This is a genomic window from Stutzerimonas stutzeri, from assembly GCF_002890895.1.
GTDB lineage: Bacteria > Pseudomonadota > Gammaproteobacteria > Pseudomonadales > Pseudomonadaceae > Stutzerimonas > Stutzerimonas stutzeri_AB.
In genome coordinates, this window is sequence record NZ_POUL01000013.1 from 60,466 (window position 1) to 86,072 (window position 25,607).

23 protein-coding genes and 2 tRNA genes are annotated in these 25,607 nt (G+C 58.0%); 14 read left to right on the plus strand and 11 right to left on the minus strand.

What is annotated here, in order from left to right; translation table 11 throughout:
• Positions 1–40 precede the first annotated feature (40 nt).
• A complete protein-coding gene (secA, locus tag CXK96_RS19015) occupies positions 41–2,779 on the minus strand; it encodes a preprotein translocase subunit SecA (protein ID WP_102837997.1) in 2,739 nt (912 codons plus the stop codon).
• A gap of 239 nt (positions 2,780–3,018) precedes the next feature.
• On the opposite strand from secA, the gene CXK96_RS19020 reads away from it, so the two are divergent.
• From CXK96_RS19020 to CXK96_RS19035, 4 genes are all read left to right on the plus strand, one after another.
• Entirely contained in the window at positions 3,019–3,480 is a 462-nt protein-coding gene (locus CXK96_RS19020; RefSeq protein ID WP_102837998.1) for a DUF721 domain-containing protein, read from the plus strand.
• Positions 3,481–3,610: 130 nt separating this feature from the next.
• On the plus strand, positions 3,611–4,075 hold the full coding sequence (locus tag CXK96_RS19025; RefSeq protein WP_102837999.1) for a multidrug transporter: 465 nt from the start codon (positions 3,611–3,613) through the stop codon (positions 4,073–4,075).
• Positions 4,076–4,182: 107 nt separating this feature from the next.
• Positions 4,183–4,446, plus strand: coding sequence for a YebG family protein (locus CXK96_RS19030; RefSeq protein ID WP_102838000.1), 264 nt, complete (start codon positions 4,183–4,185; stop codon positions 4,444–4,446).
• Positions 4,447–4,576: 130 nt separating this feature from the next.
• Positions 4,577–4,846: a DUF3509 domain-containing protein gene (locus tag CXK96_RS19035; protein ID WP_102838001.1), complete on the plus strand. Its 270-nt coding sequence runs from the start codon at positions 4,577–4,579 to the stop codon at positions 4,844–4,846.
• 141 nt (positions 4,847–4,987) lie between these two features.
• Here CXK96_RS19035 and CXK96_RS19040 read toward each other — a convergent pair whose 3' ends face one another.
• The 4 genes from CXK96_RS19040 to CXK96_RS19055 all read right to left on the minus strand — a co-directional run bounded on the left by CXK96_RS19040 (position 4,988) and on the right by CXK96_RS19055 (position 12,295).
• Positions 4,988–7,609 carry a LuxR C-terminal-related transcriptional regulator gene (locus CXK96_RS19040; RefSeq protein ID WP_102838002.1) on the minus strand — a complete coding sequence of 874 codons (2,622 nt, stop codon included), beginning with the start codon at positions 7,607–7,609 and terminating at the stop codon, positions 4,988–4,990.
• Positions 7,610–7,885: 276 nt separating this feature from the next.
• A complete protein-coding gene (locus CXK96_RS19045; RefSeq protein WP_102838003.1) occupies positions 7,886–9,247 on the minus strand; it encodes a DUF1329 domain-containing protein in 1,362 nt (453 codons plus the stop codon).
• Positions 9,248–9,355: 108 nt separating this feature from the next.
• The gene (locus CXK96_RS19050; RefSeq protein ID WP_102838004.1) at positions 9,356–11,257 is read right to left on the minus strand and encodes a DUF1302 domain-containing protein; all 1,902 of its coding nucleotides are present in this window, start codon (positions 11,255–11,257) and stop codon (positions 9,356–9,358) included.
• Positions 11,258–11,737: 480 nt separating this feature from the next.
• Entirely contained in the window at positions 11,738–12,295 is a 558-nt protein-coding gene (locus tag CXK96_RS19055) for a hypoxanthine-guanine phosphoribosyltransferase (RefSeq protein WP_102838005.1), read from the minus strand.
• 175 nt (positions 12,296–12,470) lie between these two features.
• On the opposite strand from CXK96_RS19055, the gene upp reads away from it, so the two are divergent.
• From upp to CXK96_RS19070, 3 genes are all read left to right on the plus strand, one after another.
• Complete coding sequence (gene upp / locus CXK96_RS19060; RefSeq protein WP_102838006.1) at positions 12,471–13,109, plus strand: uracil phosphoribosyltransferase; 639 nt, start codon at positions 12,471–12,473, stop codon at positions 13,107–13,109.
• 2 nt (positions 13,110–13,111) lie between these two features.
• Complete coding sequence (locus tag CXK96_RS19065; RefSeq protein ID WP_102838007.1) at positions 13,112–14,374, plus strand: uracil-xanthine permease family protein; 1,263 nt, start codon at positions 13,112–13,114, stop codon at positions 14,372–14,374.
• A gap of 93 nt (positions 14,375–14,467) precedes the next feature.
• Positions 14,468–14,785 (plus strand): YkgJ family cysteine cluster protein, encoded by a 318-nt coding sequence (locus CXK96_RS19070; RefSeq protein WP_102838008.1) that lies wholly within the window; start codon positions 14,468–14,470, stop codon positions 14,783–14,785.
• Positions 14,786–14,817: 32 nt separating this feature from the next.
• On the opposite strand, the gene CXK96_RS19075 is transcribed toward CXK96_RS19070, so the two are convergent.
• The 6 genes from CXK96_RS19075 to hemA all read right to left on the minus strand — a co-directional run bounded on the left by CXK96_RS19075 (position 14,818) and on the right by hemA (position 20,228).
• A complete protein-coding gene (locus tag CXK96_RS19075; protein WP_102838009.1) occupies positions 14,818–15,336 on the minus strand; it encodes an acyloxyacyl hydrolase in 519 nt (172 codons plus the stop codon).
• An 84-nt stretch (positions 15,337–15,420) separates the two neighbouring features.
• Entirely contained in the window at positions 15,421–16,212 is a 792-nt protein-coding gene (gene murI, locus CXK96_RS19080) for a glutamate racemase (protein ID WP_102838060.1), read from the minus strand.
• Positions 16,205–16,960, minus strand: coding sequence for a molybdopterin-synthase adenylyltransferase MoeB (locus CXK96_RS19085; protein ID WP_102838010.1), 756 nt, complete (start codon positions 16,958–16,960; stop codon positions 16,205–16,207). The genes murI and CXK96_RS19085 overlap by 8 nt, the downstream gene beginning before the upstream one ends.
• Positions 16,961–16,979: 19 nt before the next feature.
• Positions 16,980–17,810, minus strand: a complete 831-nt coding sequence (gene prmC, locus CXK96_RS19090; protein WP_102838011.1) for a peptide chain release factor N(5)-glutamine methyltransferase — start codon at positions 17,808–17,810, stop codon at positions 16,980–16,982.
• Between the two features lie 70 nt (positions 17,811–17,880).
• A complete protein-coding gene (gene prfA, locus CXK96_RS19095; RefSeq protein ID WP_102838012.1) occupies positions 17,881–18,963 on the minus strand; it encodes a peptide chain release factor 1 in 1,083 nt (360 codons plus the stop codon).
• Positions 18,960–20,228, minus strand: coding sequence for a glutamyl-tRNA reductase (gene hemA / locus CXK96_RS19100; RefSeq protein WP_102838013.1), 1,269 nt, complete (start codon positions 20,226–20,228; stop codon positions 18,960–18,962). The genes prfA and hemA overlap by 4 nt, the downstream gene beginning before the upstream one ends.
• Before the next feature lie 182 nt (positions 20,229–20,410).
• Between hemA and CXK96_RS19105 the strand changes: the two genes are divergently transcribed.
• From CXK96_RS19105 to CXK96_RS19135, 7 genes are all read left to right on the plus strand, one after another.
• Positions 20,411–22,138 (plus strand): tetratricopeptide repeat protein, encoded by a 1,728-nt coding sequence (locus tag CXK96_RS19105; RefSeq protein WP_102838014.1) that lies wholly within the window; start codon positions 20,411–20,413, stop codon positions 22,136–22,138.
• A gap of 3 nt (positions 22,139–22,141) precedes the next feature.
• Entirely contained in the window at positions 22,142–22,762 is a 621-nt protein-coding gene (gene lolB / locus CXK96_RS19110) for a lipoprotein insertase outer membrane protein LolB (RefSeq protein ID WP_102838015.1), read from the plus strand.
• On the plus strand, positions 22,762–23,622 hold the full coding sequence (gene ispE, locus CXK96_RS19115; RefSeq protein WP_102838016.1) for a 4-(cytidine 5'-diphospho)-2-C-methyl-D-erythritol kinase: 861 nt from the start codon (positions 22,762–22,764) through the stop codon (positions 23,620–23,622). Before lolB ends, ispE begins: the two co-directional genes overlap by 1 nt.
• A 14-nt stretch (positions 23,623–23,636) precedes the next feature.
• Positions 23,637–23,711, plus strand: a tRNA-Gln gene (locus CXK96_RS19120).
• 53 nt (positions 23,712–23,764) lie between these two features.
• Positions 23,765–23,839 (plus strand) — tRNA-Gln (locus CXK96_RS19125).
• 83 nt (positions 23,840–23,922) lie between these two features.
• On the plus strand, positions 23,923–24,864 hold the full coding sequence (locus CXK96_RS19130; RefSeq protein ID WP_021208703.1) for a ribose-phosphate pyrophosphokinase: 942 nt from the start codon (positions 23,923–23,925) through the stop codon (positions 24,862–24,864).
• A gap of 124 nt (positions 24,865–24,988) precedes the next feature.
• The gene (locus CXK96_RS19135) at positions 24,989–25,606 is read left to right on the plus strand and encodes a 50S ribosomal protein L25/general stress protein Ctc (RefSeq protein WP_102838017.1); all 618 of its coding nucleotides are present in this window, start codon (positions 24,989–24,991) and stop codon (positions 25,604–25,606) included.
• Position 25,607 lies beyond the last annotated feature (1 nt).

Consider the following 25,607-nt stretch of genomic DNA (forward strand, 5'->3'; position numbering starts at 1 on the left):
TAGAGCCGGTCGCGGCGCGGGTCAACACAGACGGATCCGCTTACTGGACCTGTCCATGGCAATGCTTGTACTTCTTACCTGACCCGCAGGGGCAGGGTTCGTTGCGCCCGATCTTCTGCTCGGTACGCGCCGGGGCCACAGCGGCTGCTACATCGCCTTCAGCCTCGGGTTCCTCCTGGTCGGCTTCCAGCGCCGAAACCTCGGCATGCTGAAATTGCATACGCTGCGCCAGCTCCTCAGCCTCGCGGCGCAAACGCTGCTCCTCCTCGGCGGGGTCTTCGCGACGCACCTGCACGTGGGACAGAACCCGAATGCTGTCGCGCTTGATGGACTCAAGCAGCTCCTGGAACAGCGTAAAGGACTCGCGCTTGTATTCCTGCTTCGGGTTTTTCTGGGCGTAGCCTCGCAGATGGATACCGTGACGCAGATGGTCCATCGTCGACAGGTGGTCCTTCCACAAGTCGTCCAGCACACGAAGCACAATCTGCTTCTCGAAGGTACGCAGCGCCTCGGCGCCAGCCAATTCTTCCTTCTCGTTGTAGGCCGCTATCAATGCTTCGAGGATGCGCTCGCGCAGCGTCTCCTCATACAGTTTCTCGTCTTCGTCAAGCCACTGCTGGACCGGCAGCCGCACGCCGAAATCGCTGTAGAGCACCGCTTCCAGACCACTGATGTCCCATTGTTCGGGCAGCGACTGCGGAGGGATGTGCTGGTTGATGGCGTAATCGAGTGCCTCGCGGCGGAATTCGGCTATGGTTTCGCCGATTTCTTCGGCCGCCAGCAAGCTGTTGCGCATGTGATAAATCACCTTGCGCTGCTCGTTCGCGACATCGTCATATTCGAGCAGTTGCTTACGCATATCGAAGTTGCGGCCTTCGACCTTGCGCTGGGCCTTTTCGATGGCGTTGGTCACCATGCGATGCTCAATCGCCTCACCGGACTCCATGCCCAGCGCCTTCATGAAGTTCTTCACCCGGTCAGAGGCGAAGATGCGCATCAGACTGTCTTCCAGCGACAGGTAGAAACGGCTCGAGCCGGCATCCCCCTGACGTCCGGCGCGACCACGCAGCTGGTTGTCGATACGACGTGACTCGTGGCGTTCAGACGCGATCACATGCAAACCACCCGCCTCGAGTACCGCCTGATGACGCTTCTGCCAGTCGGATTTGATTTGTGCGACCTGATCGTCCGAGGGGCTATCGAGCGCCGCAACTTCAACTTCCCAGTTGCCGCCGAGCAGGATGTCGGTACCTCGGCCGGCCATGTTGGTCGCGATCGTAACCGCACCTGGGCGTCCTGCCTGAGCAATGATCTCGGCCTCCTTGTCGTGATGCTTGGCATTGAGCACCTTGTGCTCGATGCCTTCGCTGACCAGCAAGCGCGAAACATATTCCGAGGTTTCAATGGTTGCGGTGCCCACTAGCACAGGGCGGCCGTTGTTCTGGCAATCCTTGATGTCCGCAATGATGGCAGCGAATTTCTCTTCCTGGGTCAGGTAGACCAGGTCGTTGTAGTCCTTGCGTGCCAGCGGCTTGTTGGTCGGAATCACCATCACCGGCAGGTTGTAGATCTGCATGAATTCGAATGCTTCGGTGTCTGCAGTACCGGTCATGCCCGACAGCTTTTTGTACAGACGGAAGTAGTTCTGAAAGGTAGTCGACGCAAGGGTCTGGCTTTCCGGCTGGATCGGCAGCCCTTCCTTTGCCTCGATGGCCTGATGCAGACCCTCAGAGAGGCGACGCCCTGGCATGGTCCGACCGGTGTGTTCGTCAATCAACAACACCTGATTGTTCTGGACGATGTACTCAACGTTGCGGTGGAACAGCTTGTGCGCGCGCAGGCTGGAATACACGTGGGTCAGCAAGCCGAGGTTGTGTGCCGAATACAGGCTCTCGCCTTCGGCAAGTAGCCCTGCCTTGGTCAGCATTTCCTCGACAAACTGGTGGCCAGACTCGTTCAGTTCGACCTGACGTGTCTTCTCGTCGATTGAGAAGTGACCTTCCTGAGTAACGACGCCCTCTTCCTCTTCAATGTGCTGTTTGAGCAGAGGAATCAACTGGTTGATCTGCTGATAGAGCTTGGAGCTATCTTCGGCCTGGCCGGAGATGATCAGTGGAGTGCGGGCTTCGTCGATGAGGATCGAGTCGACCTCGTCGATAACCGCGAAATTGAGTTCGCGCTGGTTCTTTTCTTCCAGGCTGAATGCCATGTTGTCGCGCAGGTAGTCGAAGCCGAACTCGTTGTTCGTACCGTATGTGATATCAGCCGCGTACGCTGCGCGCTTCTCTTCCGGCGGCTGGAAAGGTGTGACGATACCCACTGTCAAACCCAGGAATTCATACAGCGGACGCATCCAGTTGGCATCGCGACGCGCCAGGTAATCGTTCACCGTAACAACATGAACTCCTTTGCCGGCGAGTGCGTTGAGGTATACGGCCAAGGTCGCAACCAACGTCTTGCCTTCACCGGTACGCATTTCGGCAATTTTGCCTTCGTGAAGCGTCATGCCGCCGATCAGCTGCACGTCGAAGTGCCGCATCCCCATAACGCGTTTGCCGGCTTCGCGGCAGACGGCAAAGGCTTCGGGAAGAATTTGATCAAGGGTCTCGCCTTGGCCGAGGCGGGCCTTGAACTCTTCGGTCTTGCTCCGCAACTGCTCGTCGGAGAGAGACAGCATCTGCTCTTCGAGCGCATTGACGGATTGAACCGCCTTGAGCATGCGCTTGACCTCACGCTCATTCTTGCTACCAAAGAGCTTCTTCATTAAAGGCGCAAACATATCGACAAAGACTTCCATGCTGGGGATGGAGGCACGGCCGCAGGGCCACCACGGCTTCGTGCAAAGGGGGCATTCTACTCGGAAACGTTCGAGAGGAAAGGTGCCTACTGCGCAGGCGAGCCAGCCAATGGCGCCAGGAATCAGACGATTCGGTCGCAGGTTTAGCCAGTGATGCCTCGATCAGAAGGTATATGCATGCTTCTGCTAACATGTCGGCTCTTAAGCTACGAGCGTTAGCCATGTCGTTTCGCCCTTTGCCGGCCCGAGCGTCCGCGGCGCTACTGCGCGAGGCCAAACCACTGAAAGCGCTGTTTGGCGAGGCGAGGCGGCTGGATCGCCTGCAACAACTGGTCGACAGCCAACTGCAGCCCGCTGCACGGGAGTTTTGCCGTGTCGCCTCATGGCGCGAAGGTACCCTGCTATTGATCGTTACCGACGGCCACTGGGCAACGCGACTGCGCTATCAGCAGAGACGCTTACAACGTCAGCTGCAATGCATGGACGAGTTCAGCGGCTTGAGCCGTATTCAGTTCAAGGTTCAGCCCCCGGAAACACCGCGGCATAAGCCCGGACCGGCGCCAGAACTGTCGGTGCGAGCAGCAGACAATATTCAGGAAACCGCTCGTGGCATAACAGATCCCAAGCTCAGGGCCGCGCTTGAGCGACTCGCCAGCCACGCCCGCCCCGACAAGGATTCCTGACGTGCGTCCACCAACACGACCACAGGCCGACATCTGAAAGTCGCACCCTGTGCGAGCCGGCGTTAGGATGTTTGCCGGATCACGCTGAAAAAGAGGTTTCAATGGCTAACCATTCACGCGCCCGCTCATCATGCTGATCGGCGCGTTTCTAGTCGCAGCCTGGCTGATCTTACTGATTCGGTATCCACTTCGAGCGGTGCCGATTTCTTTGGGAGCGCTGCTCGGCCTTGGTGTCGTTGCCGCTTGGGTGATCTGGCAAGAGCAACGTGAAGAACATCTGCTTGGTCAGCTCGAGCTGCGGATGTCGTATTCACCGACTAGCTGCCCAGCCGGACAGCCGCTGCGCATCATTCTGGACAACCATAGTCCGAAGCCAATGCGCAGCCTGAGCTGGGAAGTAGCCGCCTACTCGCCCGGCTCAAGCCTCAACTTGGTAACCTCCAATTACGATGCGCCACAATACCGCGGCCCGGGCGACCTGCAACCCGGTCAACGCTGGCACTCCTGCGCCCCGCTACCACCCTTGCGCGCGGGCTACCGCAGCCGCAATCTCGACTTTCGCGCCGAGCGGCTTCGAGGGCACTTCGCTGACTGAGCTGACCAGCTGTCACGCAGACGTCACACGGAGGCTTTTCAATCAGCGCCAGCCAGCATATGCTGTATGGATAAACAGTATTTTTATCAATTGAGCCGGGGTGTTAGATGGCCGTCGAAGTTGTGTACCGCAGCAGCCGGGACCTGGAGCGCTTGTTCATGGATAAAGCCGAAGCCGATCGTCACGACAAAATGCTCGAGCTTGCCGAAGCCTTGGCTGCGGCACTGCAGAAAGCCACACCGTCACTTAGCGAACAGCAGGCTGAAGACATTGGCATCTTCATGGCCCGACACCGTGACCTCTTTGCCAAGGCCTTTAAAAACAATCCGGAAGTACTGCAGGAGCTGCCGGCTTCCTCCGAACCGGCCTGACAGTGCCGGAGCGCTATGCTTAGCCCAGGCCGCTAGTGCTTCCTTTTGCCACAGAGCAACACGCTCAGCGGGCGAAACTAGTTAAACAGCATCAGGTCCATTGGGGGCAGTCATCCAATCAGGAACCGGCATGGACAGTCCATTCAAGAAAATCAGTGATGTGTTTCAGCCAGACTACAACGTCAATTTCAGTATTCAGAAACCCGACGGAAGTATTCTGCTGACGCTGACCGACACGATGGGCGTGGCGGTAAAGCGCTTCATCAGTTCCAGCCAATGGCGGGACCAGCAGCAGCTGGAGCGCCTGATCACCAGTCTCCAGTTCAGCCTCGCCATCGAACGAGGCGGGCAGAACACCTCTTATCGCCTGACCAAGCATTCGCATTCAGCAGCACAGTAAAGGTCAACTTTGTTGCCGGTAGGCTCTGCGCTGCCGATCTTCTGACACAGCTGAAAAATGCCAATTTCTCTGCCGGCGCAGCGGCAGGCAGCGCCCCTCGTTACAACACGCGCTTATCTAGGTCTGCCACTGCTGATCAGACTAAAGCCAGGCCAAAGCCTTAGCGCGCGCCACCGCTTGCGTACGTCTGGCCACCCCGAGTTTGGTGTTGATTCGCCGCGCGTGGGTCTTGACCGTGTGCAGCGAAATAAATAACTGCTCGGCGATTTCTTGATTCGAGCATCCCTGGGCGATGAGACGCAGGACCGTGAGTTCGCGGTTGCTCAGGATGATTTCATCGGCTGAAGCAGCGCTCTCTTCTGGTTCTCGCTCGAATTGCAACAATCGATCACGCAGGCTTTCCCCCTTGCCAGTAGGCAACATGCTAGCAAGCCATTGCGGCTGACGATGCTGCAATTCGTACAGCGGCTTGACCAGATGCTGCCTCGCAGCCTCAGCGAGGGCTTTGCGTAACTCCAGTTCTGCTTCGTCATGCTGGCCATCCACTTGGAGCGCTTCGGCCAGCGTAAAACGACACTCACAGGCCAGGCCCAACCGTTGAGAACGGAGGTTTTGGTCGATCAGTTCGCGCAGCGTGTCGATAGCCAGCGAGCCACGGCCGGACAGTATGTCGATAACCGCAAGATAGCGATGAACTCGTGGAAGTAACTCGTAAAACCCGGACGGTGCGATATAGGTGTGGCCTTCGTAGAGTTCCAGCACCTGTACGAATATAGTCCTGGCCTTCTTCAGCTGCCCTTGATGCAGCCAGGTCACGCCGGTAATCAATGGCAGAATGCCCCGGAAACGCGCTTCCGGCACATGCCGCCACTGGGCCAACCGCTCGGCCTCTCGCAACCAATGGTAAGCCGAAGGGAATTCCTGGCTGCGAGCTGCAAGCTCTGCCAACCCTGCATAGCCGAAGAATACGTACGAATCGCCGCAGGTCTCAGTCTCGGCTCGACCTTGCTGATACGCTTCGCGGGCCGGCTCATCGAGCCCCTGATAGGCGAGCAGATGGCCTCGTAGCAGCTTTAGCCGACCAATAATCGGGCTGTGGCCGACACCGTCGCGTAGCACCATCAATGACTCTTCGAGAACCCCAACGGCTCGCTCGAACTCGCCGGTAATTTCAAGCAGCTGAATTCGATCGACGCTCAGCATCGCTTCATACAGTACGCTGCCCTTGAGCCGGGCAAGCTTCATGCCTTCGCTGTTGTAATGCTGGGCCAACTCGAGTTGGCTTTCGGCTATCGCCTGTTGAGATAACGCCTGATAACAAAGCACCCGTTGTGCCCAAGCGTGATCAGAAAGGACTTCCAGGGCCTGAAGGCAGTAATCCCTAGCCTCCGGCTCACCTCGTAAACGGGCTAGAAAACCCCGCAAAGCTTGCCACTGAGCAAGTAGCTGCGCCTGGCGCCTTGCATCGGGCTGAGGAAAAAACTTCGCCAGATCGGCGAGGCAATCATCCACTTCATCCAAGCGAGCAGAGATGATCAAAGCCCAGCCATGCAGCACGATCAACCGGGTCGTACTGTTGAACAAGTCTTGCGGCAGCTCACTGCGCCACTTCATGAAATGCGAAACGTTGTCACCGATGAGCAATTGCTCCTGTCCGTAGCGCTGCAGGAAGTTGGCTGCGACTTCTGGCTGCCCCGCCCACAGCGCATGCTCCACCGCCTCGCGCATTTCACCGCGGTTGGCAAACCATTGGCAGGCACGCAGGTGCGTCTGGGTGGGCGATGCTACCCCGGGCATGCGTCGCAACATCAACGCCAGCGGCCGCCACAGGCGATACCATTCACCACAATTGTCGGTCTGGCGAATAAACAGCTGGGATGTTTTGAGCACATCGAGAAGATCGCTTCCTATGCCGTCGAGGACATGCTCACACAACTGCGATGAAAAGCGCGGCATGCGCGCCAACGCGAAAAGCGCACGGCAAACATCCTCGGTCTGCCCCTCAAGTACTTCGCGCTGCACGTAATCTCGTAACAGTGAAGTACCGGCAATCAATCGCTCACGAACCGCCTGCTCATCAGCATTCAATAACAGCAAGCTGACTCCGGCCAGCCACCCCTCGCTGCCCGACATCAATTGCTTGAAGGTGTCATCGGCGAGCTCTAGGCGGTGCGCTTTGAGCAATAACCGGAGCTCACTCGCAGTCAGCGCCAGCGCTTCAGCCTCCAGCTCGAACAAGTCACCCTGCAACAATAGCCTAGGCAGCTTCCAAGCGGGCTGCCGACGGCTGCTTACCCACCAGCTGACGGATTCGGGGCCCCTCTCGATAAGCAAGTCGAGGCAGGCGTCGAAGGGCGCTGTTACCTCCCGCGGATAGTCATCCAACATTATCCAAAGCGGTCGCGGAAAATCATTCAGCAGATTAATGAGGTCTTGCTGAACGTCACCGCCCTCCTCAGTCGTGCTGTTCAATACCCGACGAAGTTGGGAATACAGAGCTTCCGCAGAGAACCCTCTACCGCCTAGATCAAGCCAGACCAGATGCGTATCGGCAGGTACCAGCCGCGCGCATTCGTTCATCAGCACGCTCTTGCCGAAACCGGCAGGTGCGCAGATCAAACGCAGTCGGCAGTGGGCTTCTAATAAAGCATCGACGAGTCGAGGCCTTGGTACATGCAACGGCGGGAGCCGAGGGATAGTCGCAATTTGAACCTGCGCGGCGGCTTCTGTGCTGAGGGCACCAGGGTTGAAGCGTACGGACATAGCGAGGTTTCTCTTATTCGTATCAATCCATTGAGGAACGCGTTGAGCGCTGCTGTCAGCACCCACTCCTGGGCAGTCGACGTCTTTCAATCGATGCGCATGCGCCGTAATAACCTGCACGATTGCGGATCTTTTGTCGACTCACCCTACGAGCATACCGCTCTGAATGGATGGGTACCGAGCTCTCTAGTGGCTGAAAAGTATCACTCGCGGCTGACCGACAAATAAAAAAGGCGGCCAACTGGCCGCCTTATTCACCTTACAGATGCTATCTGATTAGCGCACCCCGGCATTACGTAATGCAGCTGGCGTAAAGTCACGGGCCGACGCTTTGTAACCAAACTCATGCGGCTTTTCCTCATTACTCATCCCATTCGCAATGTACCTTCCTGAAATGAGATCGTACAAAGCTTCGAAGGCAAACGCGGGGATCTTGTGCTGGTAGTACTGAACCATATGCGCCTCACCTACCCGCCAAAGCTGACCACGGCCGTCGTATAGCTCTGATTGCACAATGGTCCAGCTATCCTCATCCAAGAAAAAGCGGCGCTTCGCATAGATATTGCGCTCGCCCTCTTTAAGGTTCGCCTCGATCTCCCATACGCGGTGCAGCTCGTAGCGGGCAAGATCCTGATTTACGTGGCCGGCACGAATAATGTCGGAATACGTGAGCTCGCTCGAGTTGATCTCATAGCTGTTATAAGGAATGTAGATCTCTTTTTTGCCCACTAACTTCCAGTCGTAACGGTCCGGCGCGCCACTAAACATGTCGAAGTTATCGGTAGTACGCATGCCATCGGAAGCAGTACCGGGGCCGTCATAGGCAACCTGAGGCGCACGCCGAACACGACGCTGACCAGCATTGTAGATCCAAGCTTGACGCGGTTCTTTGACCTGATCCAGCGAGTCGTGCACCAGCAAAACGTTACCGGCGAGTCGTGATGGAGCCGTTACCCGCTGTTTGAAAAACAGCAATGCGTTCTGTGCGCGTTCAGGGTCAAGATCTGGCATGTAACTGGGGTATGCCGCCTCGTCTTCAAAGTGAACGAGGTTAAAACTGCCATCAGTCTGCGGCGTCGCTTGTACAATATTGCGCCGACCGTTCTGGCCGCGATAGCGTGTTATATGGTTCCATACAACTTCTAACCCATCCTTGGGAATCGGAAACGCATAAAAACGGCTGTCTGCGAAATTGGCTAGACCATTGCCGCCGGATACCAATTCGGTATTCAGCGCGCTTTTCTTGGCCGCTTGATAAATTTCATCCGGTACTGCTGCTGAGCGATGAGTAGGAAAAACCCGAACCTTGTAGCTCTCGGGATATCGCTTGAACATGGCAAGCTGCCCTGCCGTTAGATTCTCTTTGTACTGATCTGCATTCTGCGCGGTGATGACGAATTTAGGCTGCTCGTTTGCGAATGGATTGGTTAGATGCCCATTTTTCAAAGGAGCCGCGTCGGTCGGCAGCCCACCGGTCCATTCTGGAATAGTCCCGTCAGCGTTGCCCGCTTTTTCAGCACCGAGCGGAGTCAATGTAGCGCCGAGTTTTGCGGCTTCCTCAGGGGAGACTGCAGCCATCACACTGCTTGCTAGCAGCGAGAAAGCCAAGACACTGAATAATTTTTTTGTTGTTTTCATACGCTTCCAGTTCCTCTTGATCTTGTTGTGGCCGGAGGCCTTATATGTAGACTGGCGCGTAGCGGAGCTCTCGAAAGAGCTCCGTACGGCGTTACTGAAACAGTCTCCTTAGAAGTTCACACCCATGCTGAGGGCAAGAAAGTCGCGATCAACCAGCGTGTTGTAGTCGCCACCGAAGAAATCGGTATAGGAAAGGCTGGCCGTATAACGGTTCTGATAGACCGCATCGACGCCAACACTCACCGCCTTTGAACCTTCATTGAACAGACCGTTCGGGCCGTAGCCGTCCACGTCATGAGAGAAGGACACGTTTGGCGTTAGGTTTACGCCAGCGAACACGTTGCTATAGTCCGCCAGGGCGCGCAGACGGTACCCCCAAGAGTTAGCAGTAACGAATCCGTCGTCGCCGTAATCGGCTAACTGAGCAGGGTTGAGCACTGAACCATAAATGGCGTCACGCCCATAGCGAAGCTCACTGGTACTTTCGAGACCTCCGACATGTGCGAACCCAACTTCACCAATTACCGTAACGCGGCCCGCGCCTAAAACCTGATCAAAGAAATGCGTGAAGGTTGTTTGAACCTGAGTAATTTCTTTCCTGTTGTATCCACGGTTGTCTGCCCCCTCAGCTGAAGCTATTGGCGAGACCGCCGGCTGACCAAACGCACCGACGAGAGGATTGACGACCGCCAAGGTTACGTCTTGGGTATTAAGCTGTACTGGGGCGTTCGGGCGATAGCTGATTTCGCCAGACCAGGCCGTGCCAGTAGGCAAAGAGGTCGAAAAACTAAGTCCGAACAACCGAATATCTTCAGGGTATTCTAGATAGTAACGGGAGTTTCCTAGCGTAGCACTCTGCAGCAAACCTCCTGCATTAGTCGTAACAGCAGCACCAAGCTGTTGGCGTAAAGCGAGGGGCAGCGCTGCATTCTGAGTACAACCTGCACTTCGCCCTGCCAGACCGCAAACCGTCGCTTCCACCCCCGCGTTAACCCTACCCGCAGCACCTAACACTCCGCTAGCCGTTTGAGTACCAACAAACGGAGAACGGCTGTGGTAATTCATAAAGTATGCGCCGTACTCTGTCGCATCGCCGAGCCACCGCAGTGCTAGTCCAAACTGGCCTGAATCTCGAGCATCCCTATCACCACCACGCGGAAGAACTACTCCTTCCTGCGTATAATCAAATCCGATCCCGTTCGCGGCAGCAATTGGCTCTAACGGAGCGATTGCAGGGCTTCCCACATGGTAGTTGTTATCGCACCCATCCTGCGCAACATCCACCGCAAAGAATGTGCCGCAGTTATCGGCAACGCTTTGGTCCCATTCAAGCTGGTAAAACGCCTCCATGCTCAAGCGGTCAGTGATGCCTTGAGAAACATAAAGCATATTTACTGGAATCAAACCTTCTTTGATTTCGGCACCAGGACGACGGAAAGCAGCCGCATCAAGTGGGTTGATGGAGTTAATTGAATTTCCAATAAACGTACTTTCGCCCCAGCTCACAACTTGTTTACCGAAGCGGACGGTGCCGGGTAAATCGCCTAGGTAGTAGTTGTGGTACAGAAAGGCGTCAAGTATCTGCGCACCCGAGGACTGAGCCGCTTCCTTGCGATTGCTGTCGCTAATATCTTTAAATAAGCGGTCCTCGTCCTTCAGCTCGAAGTCGTACCAGTACTTACCTCGGATAAACGCGCCACTGTCGCGATAACGCAGTTCAAGATCGTGCACACCTTTGAATATCTTTGAGAAGGTTTCCCCTTTCTTGAAGTTTAGGCGTCCATCGTCTCCCGTATGCGTATAACCAGTGCCGCCATTGTTCGTACCGACAAGATCCATGTCTCGATCTGCCATCGACCAGCTGGCACCTATGGACATGGACGAATCGAACTGCCCCTCAATCTCGCCGATATTAAAATTGACCGCATAAGCGGGTGACGCAATGCCCAACGCGACCGCGAGGGCCAGGGTTTTGGGCTGGAAGATTCCTTGCCTTGTTGTTTTTGTCATGAGGCGCTCCTGGTTGGTTCGAAGTACGTTCACCCTACCCACACGGAGGTTGAGGGTTAAGCGCACTAAGGTTTGATTTGCTCTGTAATCCTTAAGTATGAACAGCCTTGCCAGCATTGGTGTTCAGCCGCATATAGGGCTGCCCGCAGCGCAGGCGCTTGTGAGGCTATCCGAGAGCTTAGCCGCCAGCAATACAGACGCAAGCCTCTAAATAGAGCAGTTGCGACGCCTTTCGCGAGAAATTTGCCAGAGCGGCACGCAATTAGCCGCTGCGTGCTCGATAGCCGAGCCTCAGGCGGGCGCGCGTGCAATACAGTCTCAGCATTCGGGCATAGAGTGATGCACAGGAGCGTTACCAAAGCGCAACGCGTGAGGCGAAACGAAACAGATGGCGCGCGTAATTTGACGCGCAGGCATTCGAGGAGCTAATAGGAGAAAGCGCACGGGCCGGCGACGTTGCCCGTGCGATAACGCTATTACTTACATGCCTTTAACAGCGTAGATGCCAGGAGCGTTTCGCCAGTAACCCTTGTAGTCCATACCGTAGCCAAACACATAGCGATCAACACAGCTTAGCCCCACGTAATCTGCTTTCAGATCTGGACGAGCCTTGCGCTGATGGTCCTTATCGACCAGCACCGCGGTGTGCACAGCAGCCGCGCCGGCATGCCTGCAGAAATCGATGATCGCGCCAAGCGTATGCCCCTCGTCGAGGATATCGTCGATGATTAGCACATCTCGATCCATGAACGAGATTTCCGGCTTCGCCTTCCAGAACAGCTCCCCACCGCTCGTTTCGTTGCGATAACGTGTCGCATGTAGATAGGAAAGCTCAAGCGGGAAATTCAGCTTGGTCACCAGCTTGCCGGAGAAGACCAGCCCCCCGTTCATCACACAGAACACCACAGGGTTGCGGTCAGCCAGCTCAGCATTGATTTTCGCGGCCATCGCATTGATCGCCGCTTCAACCTCGGCGTCGGGGTACAGACAGTCGGCTTCAGCCATGATCTGGCGGATGTGTGCTAGATCGACGGACATGGCGATGCTCCAGGACAGTTAGAAGATGAAGCAGCCCGGCCGACTGCCCCTAAATTAAGGGGCGCGACGATACCGATGCGGCCACGCACAGGGCAAGCCCTCTCCTACACATCAATAGCCGGTAACACGTCGATGCATTAATCTACGCCGGTTTATTCGACCGCCGGAGCCAGCCATGACCATTCGAGAGATTCGCCACCCGCTTATTCGCCACAAACTTGGGCTGATGCGCCGTGCCGATATCAGTACCAAGAATTTCCGCGAGTTGGCACAGGAAGTGGGCTCGATTCTGACGTACGAAGCGACTCGGGACCTGCCGCTGGAAAACTACAGCATTGATGGCTGGTGCGGTCCAGTTCAGGTCGAAAAGATTTCCGGCAAGAAAATCACCGTCGTACCGATTCTTCGTGCCGGCATCGGCATGCTAGACGGTGTACTCAGCTTGATTCCAGGCGCCAAAGTCAGCGCGGTCGGCATTGCTCGCAATGAGGAAACCTTGCAGGCACACACCTACCTGGAGCGCCTGGTTGATGACCTTGATCAGCGCCTGGCGATGATCATCGATCCGATGCTCGCGACCGGCGGATCGATGGTTGCTGCCATCGATATGCTGAAAAAGGCAGGCTGCAAGGAAATCCGCGCACTGGTTCTGGTCGCCGCACCGGAAGGCATTGAGGCCGTCGAAAAGGCACATCCGGACGTCACCATTTACACCGCCTCAATTGATGACCGTCTGGACGAGAACGGCTACATCATGCCCGGCCTGGGCGATGCGGGAGACAAGATCTTCGGCACCAAGCAGAAGGACATCTGAGCATGTCGCAACCCTTGGAAGAACCGCTCGCGCGCCAGGTATTAGCCGGCGCCCAGATGCTGTTTGTCGCATTTGGCGCGTTGGTGCTGATGCCGCTGATCACCGGGATGGACCCCAACGTTGCGCTGTTCACCGCCGGTATCGGCACCCTGTTGTTTCAATTGGTCACCAAACGCCAGGTTCCGGTATTCCTGGCGTCGAGTTTCGCCTTCATCGCCCCCATCATCGCGGCCAAGGGAGACTTCGGTCTACCCGCCGTGCTTGGCGGCGTGGTGGCGGCCGGTATTGTCTACATGTTCCTTGGCTTTGCGGTTCGCCTGAAAGGACCTGGGTTCATCGACCGCCTGCTGCCACCGGTTGTGATCGCTCCGGTGATCATTTCCATTGGCCTCGCCCTATCACCTGTCGCGGTCAATATGGCGATGGGCAAGGCCGGTGACGGCAGCGCTCAGCTGGTCCCTTATGCGACAGCAATGATGATTTCGATGCCTGCACTGCTCACCACCCTGCTGGTGGCGGTGCTAGGTAAAGGCCTGTTTCGACTCGTGCCAATCCTCGCCGGCGTCTCGGTGGGCTACGGCCTGTCGTTCATGTTTGGTGTCGTGGATACAGCAGGGATTGCGGCAGCACCTTGGCTGGCTGTTCCGAACTTCGTCGCGCCGGAATTTCACTGGGGCGCCATTCTGTTCATGGTCCCGGTCGCATTGGCACCCGCCATCGAACACATTGGCGGTGTCGTGGCCATCGGTGGCGTGACAGGCAACAACTTCATCAAGAAGCCTGGCCTGCACCGCACATTGCTCGGCGACGGCCTGGCAACCTCGGCCGCAGGCCTGTTCGGCGGCCCGCCTAACACCACCTACGCGGAAGTGACCGGCGCGGTGATGCTGACCAAGAACTACAACCCAAAAATCATGACCTGGGCGGCAGTCTTCGCCATCGTCCTGGCATTTATCGGCAAGTTCGGGGCTGGACTGCTTAGCATCCCAGTTCCGGTCATGGGCGGCATCCTTTGCCTACTGTTCGGCTCGATTGCAGTGGTTGGCTTGAGCACCCTGATTCGCCATCAGGTGGATCTGGCGGAAGCACGCAATCTCATCATTGTTTCCGTCACGCTGGTGTTCGGTATTGGCGGCATGGCGTTCGGTTACGGCGAGTTCAGCCTGTCCGGAATCTCGCTGTGCGCCATCATCGCGCTGCTGCTCAATCTGGTGCTACCCGGCGGTGAGGGCTGGAAAAACAAGCAAATCGAAGAAAATATCTAGTCTGCTAGGCCAGCACGTCCGTGCTGGCTTTTTCCCTTTTCGCGGCGCTCCTGGCTTGCAGCTATCCCGCCGCAAGACGCGTAGACTGCCGCGATGACTCAATCTGCCATTCCCCACCGCCAATTGACTGACGACACAATCAGCTGCAGCAGCTGCGCCGCGTGCTGCTGCCGCCTTGAAGTCATGCTGCTGACCGACACCGGCGTCCCGGAACGCTTCATCGATGAAGATGATTGGGGTGGCCAGGTCATGCGCCGGCTGGACGACGGTTGGTGCGCGGCGCTGGACCGGGACAGCATGCGCTGCACTATCTACAGCCGGCGCCCGCTTATCTGTCGAGAGTTCGAGCTGGGCTCGGATGACTGCCTCGAAGAGCGCAAAGGCTCAGCAAGAGCCTATCTGGACGGCTGACGGCTTACTCCATCAGCTTCAGTATCGAGTTGTCAGAACGAGGCTCGATAGTGCAGCGCGTAAGTTTCGATGCCGTCGTTGGGGTCCTTGATGCCAGCGTTGGAATAGTGAATAGCCCGTAAGCCTATCTCCTGTCCGCCAGCGAAACGCAGGCCGGCACCGAACCGATCCTCGAACTGAAAGGAGGACCCAAGATCATTGTTTTCTATTTCGGTGTTTTCGAAAGCCGCGATGCCGATGCCCGCTTCTAGGTAAGGTTTTACCGATCCAGCGCTGAACTCGTACACGAACACTGGCGCAAGTGAAATGCTGTGATTGCTCGAGGTCTCGTCACCTTCCCAGTAGGTGTAGCCCGCATCCCAATACCCGGTCAGCCGGCCCACGCCCGTCTCGAACCAGCTACGATTGAAATCCATCTGCGCTCCCAGTCGATAAGTCATCGTCGACTCGCCGGTACGCCCAACCGCAGCGGTCAGGTCAAGAGCATGGGCGGCAGCTACCTGGCCCAGCGAAATTGCCGCAACCGCAGCGAAGGAGATCAATTTGTTCATGCGAAATTTCCTTATCGAAAGTGGCCAAGCTTTTCGTTTTTTCAATATTGCTTAAGTACAGAGGGCTAGCGCAGCGGGGAGTTCCTAAGCAGAACAGTAGGAAACTGTACCGTTTTCACCCCAAAGTACTGGAAGAACGCCAGCCAATCGCAGAGGATCGCCGCTGCTCCAAAAGTGCACCACGGCCTCGCATTCGCTTTGCTGTCCGTTGGCTGCCAGCAGGGTTTCGAGATGCCGCGCGACCGCAGCTCCGGTATCGACCAGAGCGACCGTTGCGGGAAGAATCTCGCGCAATAGAGGCTTCACAAACGGATAGTGGGTGCAGCCGAGAATCAGCGTATCGCACCCTTGCTCGATCAGAGGCTGAACCAGGCTCTCCAACAGCATGCGGGTGCCTGGCGTAGCAAGTTCGCCTGCCTCGATGCGTTCGACAAGACCTGGACATGGCTGCGTAATCACACGCACGTCACTGGCAAAACGATCAAGCAACGCTGCAAATTTAGCGCTCTTCAGCGTGCCGGTCGTTGCCAGCACCCCAACTACTCCACTGCGAGTGGCCCGAGCGGCAGGTTTGACCGCAGGCTCCATCCCAACCACGGGAAGCTCTGGATACTGCTCTCGCAAGTCAGCCACGCCGGCCGCCGTCGCGGTGTTGCAGGCCAGCACCAGCGCTTTGGCGCCCTGCTCAACCAGGAAAGCAGCGATGGCCCGGCAGCGTTCGCGGATAAATTCCGGACTTTTCTCGCCATAGGGAACGTGACCACTGTCCGCCACATACAACAACGACTCATGGGGCAGGCGCGCACGGATCTCCCGAAGCACCGACAGCCCACCCACACCGGAATCGAAAACCCCTATCGGCCGGCTGTCAGTCACGGCTGTGGCCACAGACGGTGCAAGCCGGGTCGCGCTTGACCTTGAGCTCGCGGAATCGACTGGAAAGCGCATCTACCAGCAGCAACCGGCCAACCAAAGGTTCACCGAAGCCGGCCAGCAACTTGATCGCTTCAAGCGCCTGCAAACTGCCGATCATTCCAACGACTGGGCCAAGAACACCGGCTTCGCTGCAGGTCAGCTCGGCCTCGGAGCCATGGCCGTAAAGGCAGTGATAGCAGGGGCTGGTCTCGACTCTAGGGTCGAACACCGACAGCTGCCCCTCAAGCCGAATAGCCGCGCCGCTCACCAGTGGTTTCACCGCGGCCACACAGGCAGCATTTACCGCTTCACGAACAGCAAAATTGTCCGTGCAGTCCAGCACCAGGTCTACCGCTGAGACAGCCGCCTCCAGCGTATCGGCATCCATCGCGGCGCGGTGCGGTACCAGTTTGATCAAAGGGTTAAGGGCAGATAGTCGAGCCATTGCCGAATCCACTTTGTGCAAACCGACCGATGCGGTGTCGTGAGCAATCTGCCGCTGCAGATTGGTCAGGTCCAGCCGGTCGAAATCCGCCAGATGCAACTCTCCAACCCCGGCCGCAGCCAGATATAGCGCCACCGGTGAGCCGAGTCCGCCAAGCCCGACGATCAGAACACGGCTCTGCCTAAGCTTGAGCTGACCCTCGATATCGACCTGTCGCAGCAAGATCTGCCGGCTGTAACGCAGCAGCTCGTCGTCGCTCAGCATGCACATTTCCTCTCTTGATTCATGGCAGCCGCCCGAGGCTGACACGCTCGTGGCCACCGAAGTCCCTGCAGCTGGCGACATCAACGAAACCACCGGCGCTCAACAGGCTCCGCACCGCTGACACCTGATCGTAACCGTGCTCAAGTACCAACCAGCCGGATGAGCTCAGGTGATCGGGCGCCTGCTCAATGATTAGGCGAATGTCGTCCAGGCCATCAACACCCGACACCAGCGCACTGCTCGGTTCGAAACGCACATCACCCTGCGACAGATGGGGATCACTGGCGGGGATGTACGGCGGATTGGAGACGATCAACTCAAAACGCTGGCCCGTAAGTGACGAAAACCAGTGGCTCTCGAGAAAGGCTGCATTGCCGAGCCCGAGCCGTTGGGCATTACGAGCCGCCAGCGCAACGGCCTCGGTGACGCGGTCCACACCGGTGATCTGCCAGGCCGGACGTTCACTGGCAAGCGCCAGGGCAATCGCACCGGTTCCCGTACCCAGATCGAGCACGCTCGCCGCACCACCGGCAGGCAGCATCTTCATCGCTGTCTCTACCAGCAGCTCAGTGTCCGGTCGTGGAATTAAGGTATGCGGCGCCACTTCGAGCTCAAGGCTCCAGAAGCCCTGGCGACCCAGGATGTAGGCTACCGGCTCGCCAAGGCGACGACGTTCAAGATGGGCGACAAAGCGGGCCTCGTCCTCAGGCAGCACTTCGCGCTCAGGCCAGGTGCGCAGATAGCTCGGCGACTTGCCCAGCACGGCGGCAAGCAGCCACTCGGCATCGAGCTTGGCGCTCGGCGAGTAGGGTAACTGGGCGGCACGCAGCAGGGAGTCGATTGTCGCCATGCTCGAGGTTTCCAGGATTCAGTTGTACCGCAGTCAGCGAACCTAACCGGTCCGCCGATAAAATGAGCAGTCAATCACCCAGCGCGGCGAGCTGATCGGCTTGATATTCCTGCAACAGTGGTTCGATCACCTGCTCCACGGCACCGCCGACCACTTCGTTGAGGGAGTACAGCGTCAAATTGATACGGTGGTCCGTAACGCGCCCCTGCGGGAAGTTGTAGGTCCGAATACGTTCGGAACGATCGCCCGAGCCCACCAGCAGCTTGCGCGTATCGGAAATTTCCTTGTGCGCCGCGCTGTCCTGCACGTCTTGCAGCTTGGCTGCCAGCCAGGACATGGCCCGCGCACGGTTCTTATGCTGCGAGCGCTCTTCCTGACATTCGACGACGATACCGCTCGGCATGTGAGTGATGCGCACCGCCGAGTCAGTCTTGTTGATGTGCTGTCCGCCGGCACCCGAGGCACGGTAGGTATCGACGCGCAGGTCGGCCGGGTTGATTTCGATCGCGATTTGCTCGTCTGGCTCGGGCAGAACCGCCACGGTGCAGGCCGAGGTATGAATACGCCCCTGAGACTCGGTTTCAGGAACGCGCTGGACCCGGTGCGCGCCTGACTCGAACTTGAGTTTGGCAAAGACGTTATCGCCCTCGACCCGCGAGATCACTTCTTTGTAGCCGCCGTGTTCGCCCGGGCTTTCAGACAGAATCTCGACGCGCCAGCCTTGCCGTTCGGCGTAGCGGGAATACATACGAAACAGATCCCCAGAGAAGATCGCGGCTTCATCGCCACCGGTGCCAGCCCGAATTTCGAGGAACACGTTACGCCCATCCTTGGGATCCTTCGGCAGGAGCATACGCTGCAGCCGAGCCTCAATCGCTTCGAGCTTGCCGCGCGCCTCGGCAACCTCTTCTTCGGCCATCTCACGCACGTCTGGATCATTGTCCTTGAGCAGTGCCTGAGCCCCCTCAAGGTCGGACTGCATCTTGAGAAATTCGCGGTAAGCGGCGATAACCGGTTCGACCTCGGCGTACTCGCGCGAATAGGCGCGAAAACGGGTCTGATCGCTGATCACTTCAGCGTCACCCAGTAACGCTGTCAGCTCTTCGAAGCGGTCCTGCAGGGTATCGAGTTTGTTGAGCAGCGACGCTTTCATGGTTTGTCCGTGCTGTCTTGCAGGGCGAAGAGGTCCTGGACGATGCTCAGTGCCTCCACCCGCCCTTCGGCAGAAAGTTTTTTCAGCTGTACGCTAGGCGCGTGCAGTAGCTTGTTGGTCAATCCCCGCGCCAGCTGCGCCAGCGCATCCTCGGCTGTGCCGCCATTGGCCAGCAACCGCTGGGCGCGCAGCAACTCCTCATCACGAAGGCGCTCAGCGTGCTGCCGATAGGCCTTGAGCACATCCACGGCGGCCAGCTCACGCAGCCGCGCCATGAAATCGTCAGTTCCGACCGCAACCAGCTCTTCGGCAGCCTGGGCTGCGCCTTGGCGGCTCTTGAGATTCTCTGCGACCACCTCATGAAGATCATCGACGGTGTAGAGATAGACGTCATCCAGATCGGCGACCTGCGCTTCTATATCGCGCGGCACCGCGATATCCACCATGAACATCGGTTTGTGCTTGCGTTTCTTCAACGCCTGCTCGACCGCCCCCTTGCCTAGAATTGGTAGCTGGCTGGCAGTCGAACTGATGACGATATCGCTGTTGTAGAGTTCCTGCGGGATGTCGGCAAGCAAGATGGCATGGGCACCGAACTGCTCGGCCAGCGCGCTTGCGCGTTCGAGGGTACGGTTGGCAACCACGATGCGCTTGACGCCCTGCTCGTGCAGGTGCCGAGCAACCAGAGTGATGGTTTCGCCAGCGCCGATCAGCAATGCCTGGCTGCGATCGAGGTTGGCGAAGATTTGCTTGGCCAGGCTGACCGCAGCGAAAGCGACCGAAACCGGGTTTTCACCAATGGCAGTGTCAGTACGTACGGTCTTGGCGGTACTAAAGGTCGCCTGGAACAGACGCCCCAGCAGCGGGCCGACGCTACCGGCCTCGCGCGCCACAGCATAAGCGGACTTCATCTGCCCGAGAATCTGCGGCTCGCCCAGCACCATCGAATCCAGACCGGAGGCCACACGCATCATGTGCCGCACGGCCTGGTCGTCGGTGTGCACATAGGCACAGGCTTTGAGGTCCTCGAGACTCAAGCGATGGTAGTTGGCCAACCAGGCCAACACCGTCTCGGCCTCGAGCTGCTCCTGCTCCAGGTAAAGCTCGCTGCGATTGCAGGTCGACAGAATAGCGGCTTCACGCGTAGGCGTGACACGACACAGCTGCTGCAGCGCCTCCACCATCTGTTCGGGCGTGAACGCCACACGCTCGCGCACGTCCACCGATGCGGTCTTGTGATTAATGCCAAGCGCGATGAAAGCCATGCAGGATCGCTGATTCGAAAACGGAGCGCGCGATTCTCCTACTTCGCCTGCCTCAGAACAACCATTGCCAGACATTGTCTGTTACGGACCAAACCCACAAAACGCTGGGCCCAAGCCGAGCCGTGTGCTTGCCTAGCGGCTTGTGTCATCATGCCGCGACCGCAGATCAGCCTAAGTTTCCTATGAAAAAACTCCTCGCCCTCAGCGCCGCTCTATTACTCGGTGGCTGCCAAAGCTTCATGCAGAGCCCCCCTGACAGCAGCCCGCCAATCGAGGAAGCTACGGCGGAGCCTGCGGCAAAAAGCCCAAGCGAGTACGGCTCGTTCAGCGGCGATACTCTCTATGCATTGCTGGTGGCAGAGCTGGCCGGCCAGCGCAACCGCTTCGACATCGCCTTGGGCAGCTATGTCCAACAGGCCAACGCGACCCAGGATGCCGGCGTTGCAGAGCGCGGATTCCGTATCGCCGAATACCTCGGCGCCGACCAGGCTGCGCTGGATACGGCGATTATCTGGGCGAACAATGCACCGGACAATCTTGACGCCCAGCGAGCGGCAGCCATTCAGTTGGCACGCGCAGGGCGCTATGAGGAGTCGTTATCCTTCATGGAAAAGGTGCTCAGGGGTCAGGGCGACACGCATTTCGACTTCCTCGCGCTATCCGCCGCTGAAACCGATCCGGACACGCGCAGCGGCCTGCTGAAGAGCTTCGACCAGTTGCTGGCCAAGCATCCCGACAATCCTCAACTGAAATTCGGTAAGGCCGTCCTGCTGCAGCAGGACGCTCGCCCTGAAGATGCACTCGCGCTGCTTGAGGAGCAACCGTCCAACGAGCAGGAGATTCCGTCGATTTTGCTCCAGGCACGCCTGTTACAGATTCTCGAGCGTGGCAACGAGGCGATGCCACTTCTGGAAAACAGCCTCCGCCTGCATCCCGAAGATAAGCGCTTGCGCTTGACCTATGCGCGCCTTTTGGTGGAGCAGGATCGGTTCGAGGACGCAATGGGCGAATTCGCCACGCTGGTTCAGCAGCACCCTAGCGACGATGACTTGCGCTTCTCGCTGGCGCTGGTATGCCTTGAAGCGCAGGCCTGGCGTGAGGCGATCGTCTATCTGGAAGAGCTGATCGACCGCGGGAGCCATCTGGACGCCGCTCATTTTAACCTGGGCCGCGCTTACCGTGAGCTAGGCAAAAATGAGCAGGCATTGACCGCGTTCGCCAAGGTCGGGCCTGGCAATGAATACCTGCCGGCAAAACTGATGCAGGCGGAGCTGCTGTTTGCCCTCGGCCGCAACCAGGAAGCGTCGAGGCTGCTGGCAAGCGCTCGTGTAGAGCAGCCTGACTACGCTATTCAGCTATACCTCATTGAGCTGGAAGCACTGTCCGGGCAGCAACAGATAGAAGCGGCATGGGAACTGGCAGAACAGGGGCTGAATGAATTTCCCGACGACCTGAACCTGCTCTACACCCGGGCCATGATTGCGGAGAAGCGTGGCGACCTGGCTCAGCTGGAGCGAGACCTGCGCTACATCATCGAGCGTGAGCCCGACAATGCAATGGCTATCAATGCGCTCGGCTACACCCTGGCTGACCGCACCGACCGATACCAGGAAGCACTTGATCTGATCGAACAGGCTTATCGTATCAACCCTGACGATGCCGCAATTCTCGACTCGCTTGGCTGGGTCAACTATCGACTGGGCAATCTGCAGGAAGCAGAAGCCCAGCTGCGCAAGGCGCTTGAGCGCTTTCCCGACCATGAAGTCGCCGCTCATCTTGGCGAAGTACTGTGGTCTGCTGGCAAGCAGCGCGAAGCGCGCGCCATCTGGGCAAAAGCGCTGAAGGACAATTCGGACAGCGAAGTGCTGCGCGAAACCATCAAACGCCTGACAGGCTCGGAGAAACCCTGACCCATGAAGCTGATGCGTAACCTGCTGATCTCCACCTTTGCCCTGCTGCTGGCTGGTTGCGCCGGTCTTGGTCCGCAGGAATCAGTGGAGGGACCCGGTAATGCCGAGGACTGGAAAGCCCATAAGGCTCACATTAGCGAGATCGATGGCTGGCAGATCAGCGGTAAGATCGGCATCCAGGCCCCACAGGATTCAGGCAGCGGTACCTTGTTCTGGCTGCAGCGCCAGGGCTACTTCGACATCCGCCTTTCTGGTCCACTGGGGCGTGGCGCCACGCGCCTGACAGGCCGCCCTGATGCGGTGGCACTGGAAGTCGCCGGCCAGGGACGCTTCGAGGCCGATTCGCCAGAAGCATTGGTTGAAAGCCAGCTGGGATGGCAACTGCCTGTTTCCCACCTGCTCTATTGGGTACGCGGCCTTCCCGCTCCGGATAGCCGCAGCCGCATTTCTCTTGATTCCAACGGGCGGCTGGCCAGCCTGCAGCAGGATGGATGGGACGTTCAGTACCTGAGCTACACCGAGGAGGACGGGTACACACTGCCAAACCGCATCAAACTGGCAGGCCGGGACCTCAAGATCACACTGGTTGTGAAGGACTGGCAACCGCGCCAGCTCGGACACTGATGCGCGCGCTGACACTTCCCGCCCCAGCCAAACTCAACCTCATGCTGCATATCCTCGGCCGTCGCGCCGACGGCTACCATGAGCTGCAAACGCTGTTTCAATTCCTTGACCACGGTGACGAGCTGACCTTTACAGCTCGAACCGATGGACAGATTCGATTGCACACGGACCTTCCCGGCGTCGGCCACGACAGTAACCTGATCGTCCGCGCTGCACGCCTGCTCCAGACCCACAGCGCCTGCACCCTCGGCGCCGACATAGAACTGATCAAGCGCCTGCCCATGGGCGGCGGCATCGGCGGCGGAAGCTCCGACGCGGCCACTACCCTGCTGGGCCTGGATTACCTCTGGCAGACTCGCCTTGGCGTAGATCGACTGGCGGCTATCGGCCTGACCCTGGGCGCCGACGTGCCAGTGTTTGTCAGAGGCCGCGCGGCCTTTGCAGAAGGGGTCGGTGAACGCCTGCAACCGGTCGAATTGAGCGAACCCTGGTACCTTGTCGTCGCTCCGCAAGTCTCTGTTAGTACAGCGGAAATATTTTCCGACCCAGAGTTGACACGCAATACCCCGGCCATTACAGTTCGCAGCCTTCTTGCAGGGGGCGGTCATAACGACTGTCAGCCGGTAGTCGAGAGGCGTTACCCAGAAGTTCGTAACGCTTTGAGCTTGTTGAACAAATTTGTTCCAGCAAGAATGACCGGCACTGGAGCTTGTGTGTTTGGGAGCTTCCCAAACAAAGGTGAGGCTGATAAAGTTTGCCGCCAACTTCCAGCCGATTTACCAGCATTTACGGCTCAAGGCCGCAACATTTCGATGCTGCACCGAAAGCTCGCAAAGCTGGCACAGGAAGCAAGTGGTTAGAGGTTGTACGTTACAGGGGCGTCGCCAAGCGGTAAGGCACCAGGTTTTGATCCTGGCATGCGTTGGTTCGAATCCAGCCGCCCCTGCCATAACCTTTCGGGGTTAGTACAGCCGGACAAGCACTTTTCAGGGTTACATCTACAGGGGCGTCGCCAAGCGGTAAGGCACCAGGTTTTGATCCTGGCATGCGTTGGTTCGAATCCAGCCGCCCCTGCCAAACATCACGAGAGCTGTTCAAAACGCCTGGCCTTTTGAACAGCTTTTTGTTTCATCGGATCCACCCTCAGGCAGGTACTGCGCGTGTCCAAGATGATGGTCTTCACGGGGAATGCCAACCCCGACCTGGCCCGGCGTGTTGTACGTCAGCTGCATATCCCTCTCGGTGACGCCTACGTCGGTAAATTCTCCGACGGCGAAATCAGTGTCGAGATCAATGAGAACGTTCGCGGTAAGGACGTCTTCCTGATTCAGCCGACCTGTGCTCCCACCAACGACAATCTGATGGAACTGGTTGTGATGGCAGACGCCTTCCGCCGGTCCTCCGCCACTCGCATCACAGCCGTCATCCCCTACTTTGGTTACGCCCGTCAGGATCGCCGTCCGCGCTCCGCACGTGTGCCGATCAGTGCCAAGGTCGTGGCCGACATGCTCGATGTGGTAGGCGTTAACCGCGTCCTCACGGTCGACCTACACGCCGATCAGATTCAGGGCTTCTTCGACATGCCCGTGGATAACATCTACGGCTCGCCGGTCCTGGTTGATGACATCCAGGCTCAGCGCTTCGAGAATCTGATGATCGTCTCCCCCGATATTGGTGGCGTGGTGCGTGCTCGTGCCGTCGCCAAGTCGCTGGGTGTGGATCTGGCGATCATCGACAAGCGTCGCCCGAAGGCTAACCAGTCTGAGGTGATGCACATCATTGGTGATATCGAAGGTCGTACCTGCATCCTCGTCGATGACATGGTCGATACCGCCGGCACGCTGTGCCACGCCGCTACTGCTCTGAAAGATCATGGCGCTGCCAAGGTCTTTGCGTATTGCACACACCCGATTCTGTCCGGTCGCGCCATCGAGAACATCGAAGGCTCGGTTCTCGACGAACTGGTCGTGACCAATACCATTCCGCTGTCCGCAGCGGCGCAAGCCTGTACCCGTATTCGCCAGCTGGACATCGCGCCAATGGTGGCTGAAGCGGTTCGCCGCATCAGCAATGCTGAATCGATCAGCGCGATGTTCCGCTAAGCCCAACGCTTAGCCCTTTGCGCAGAACGAAAATGTGCCCCGCCTCGTGCGGGGTTTTTTGCCCAACCGCCCGGTAGCGCTGGTCGCGAGCGTTTCGGGTGCGTTGTTATCCTGGAGAAACACAATGACTGATTTCACTCTGAATGCCCAAGTGCGTTCCGACCTGGGGAAAGGTGCGAGCCGCCGCCTGCGTCGTAACGCCAGCCTCGTCCCGGCCGTAATCTACGGTGGTGACAAAGCCCCGCAGTCCATCAGCCTGCTGGCCAAAGACCTGGCCAAGATGCTGGAAAACGAAGCCTCCTTCAGCCACGTGCTGACCCTGAATGTCGATGGCCAGAACGAATCCGTTCTGATCAAGGCACTGCAGCGTCATCCGGCCAAGAGCTTCGTCCTGCACGCTGACTTCGTCCGTGTCGTCGAAGGTCACAAGCTGACCGCTACCGTTCCGCTGCACTTCATCAACCAGGAAACCTCGGTTGGCGTGAAGCAGCAGGGTGGCGAAATCCTGCACAACATCAACGAAGTCGAAGTGTCCTGCATGCCGCAAGACCTGCCGGAGTTCATCGAGGTCGACATGGCCAAGGTTGAAGTCGGCCAGGTTCTGCACATGACCGACCTGACTCTGCCGAAAGGCGTTCAGCTGGTCGCCCTGGCACACGGCAGTGACCTGCCAGTTGCCAACGTTCACGCCCCTCGCGTGAGCAAGGAAGACACTCCGAAAGAAGAAGGCGCTGCCGAGTAAT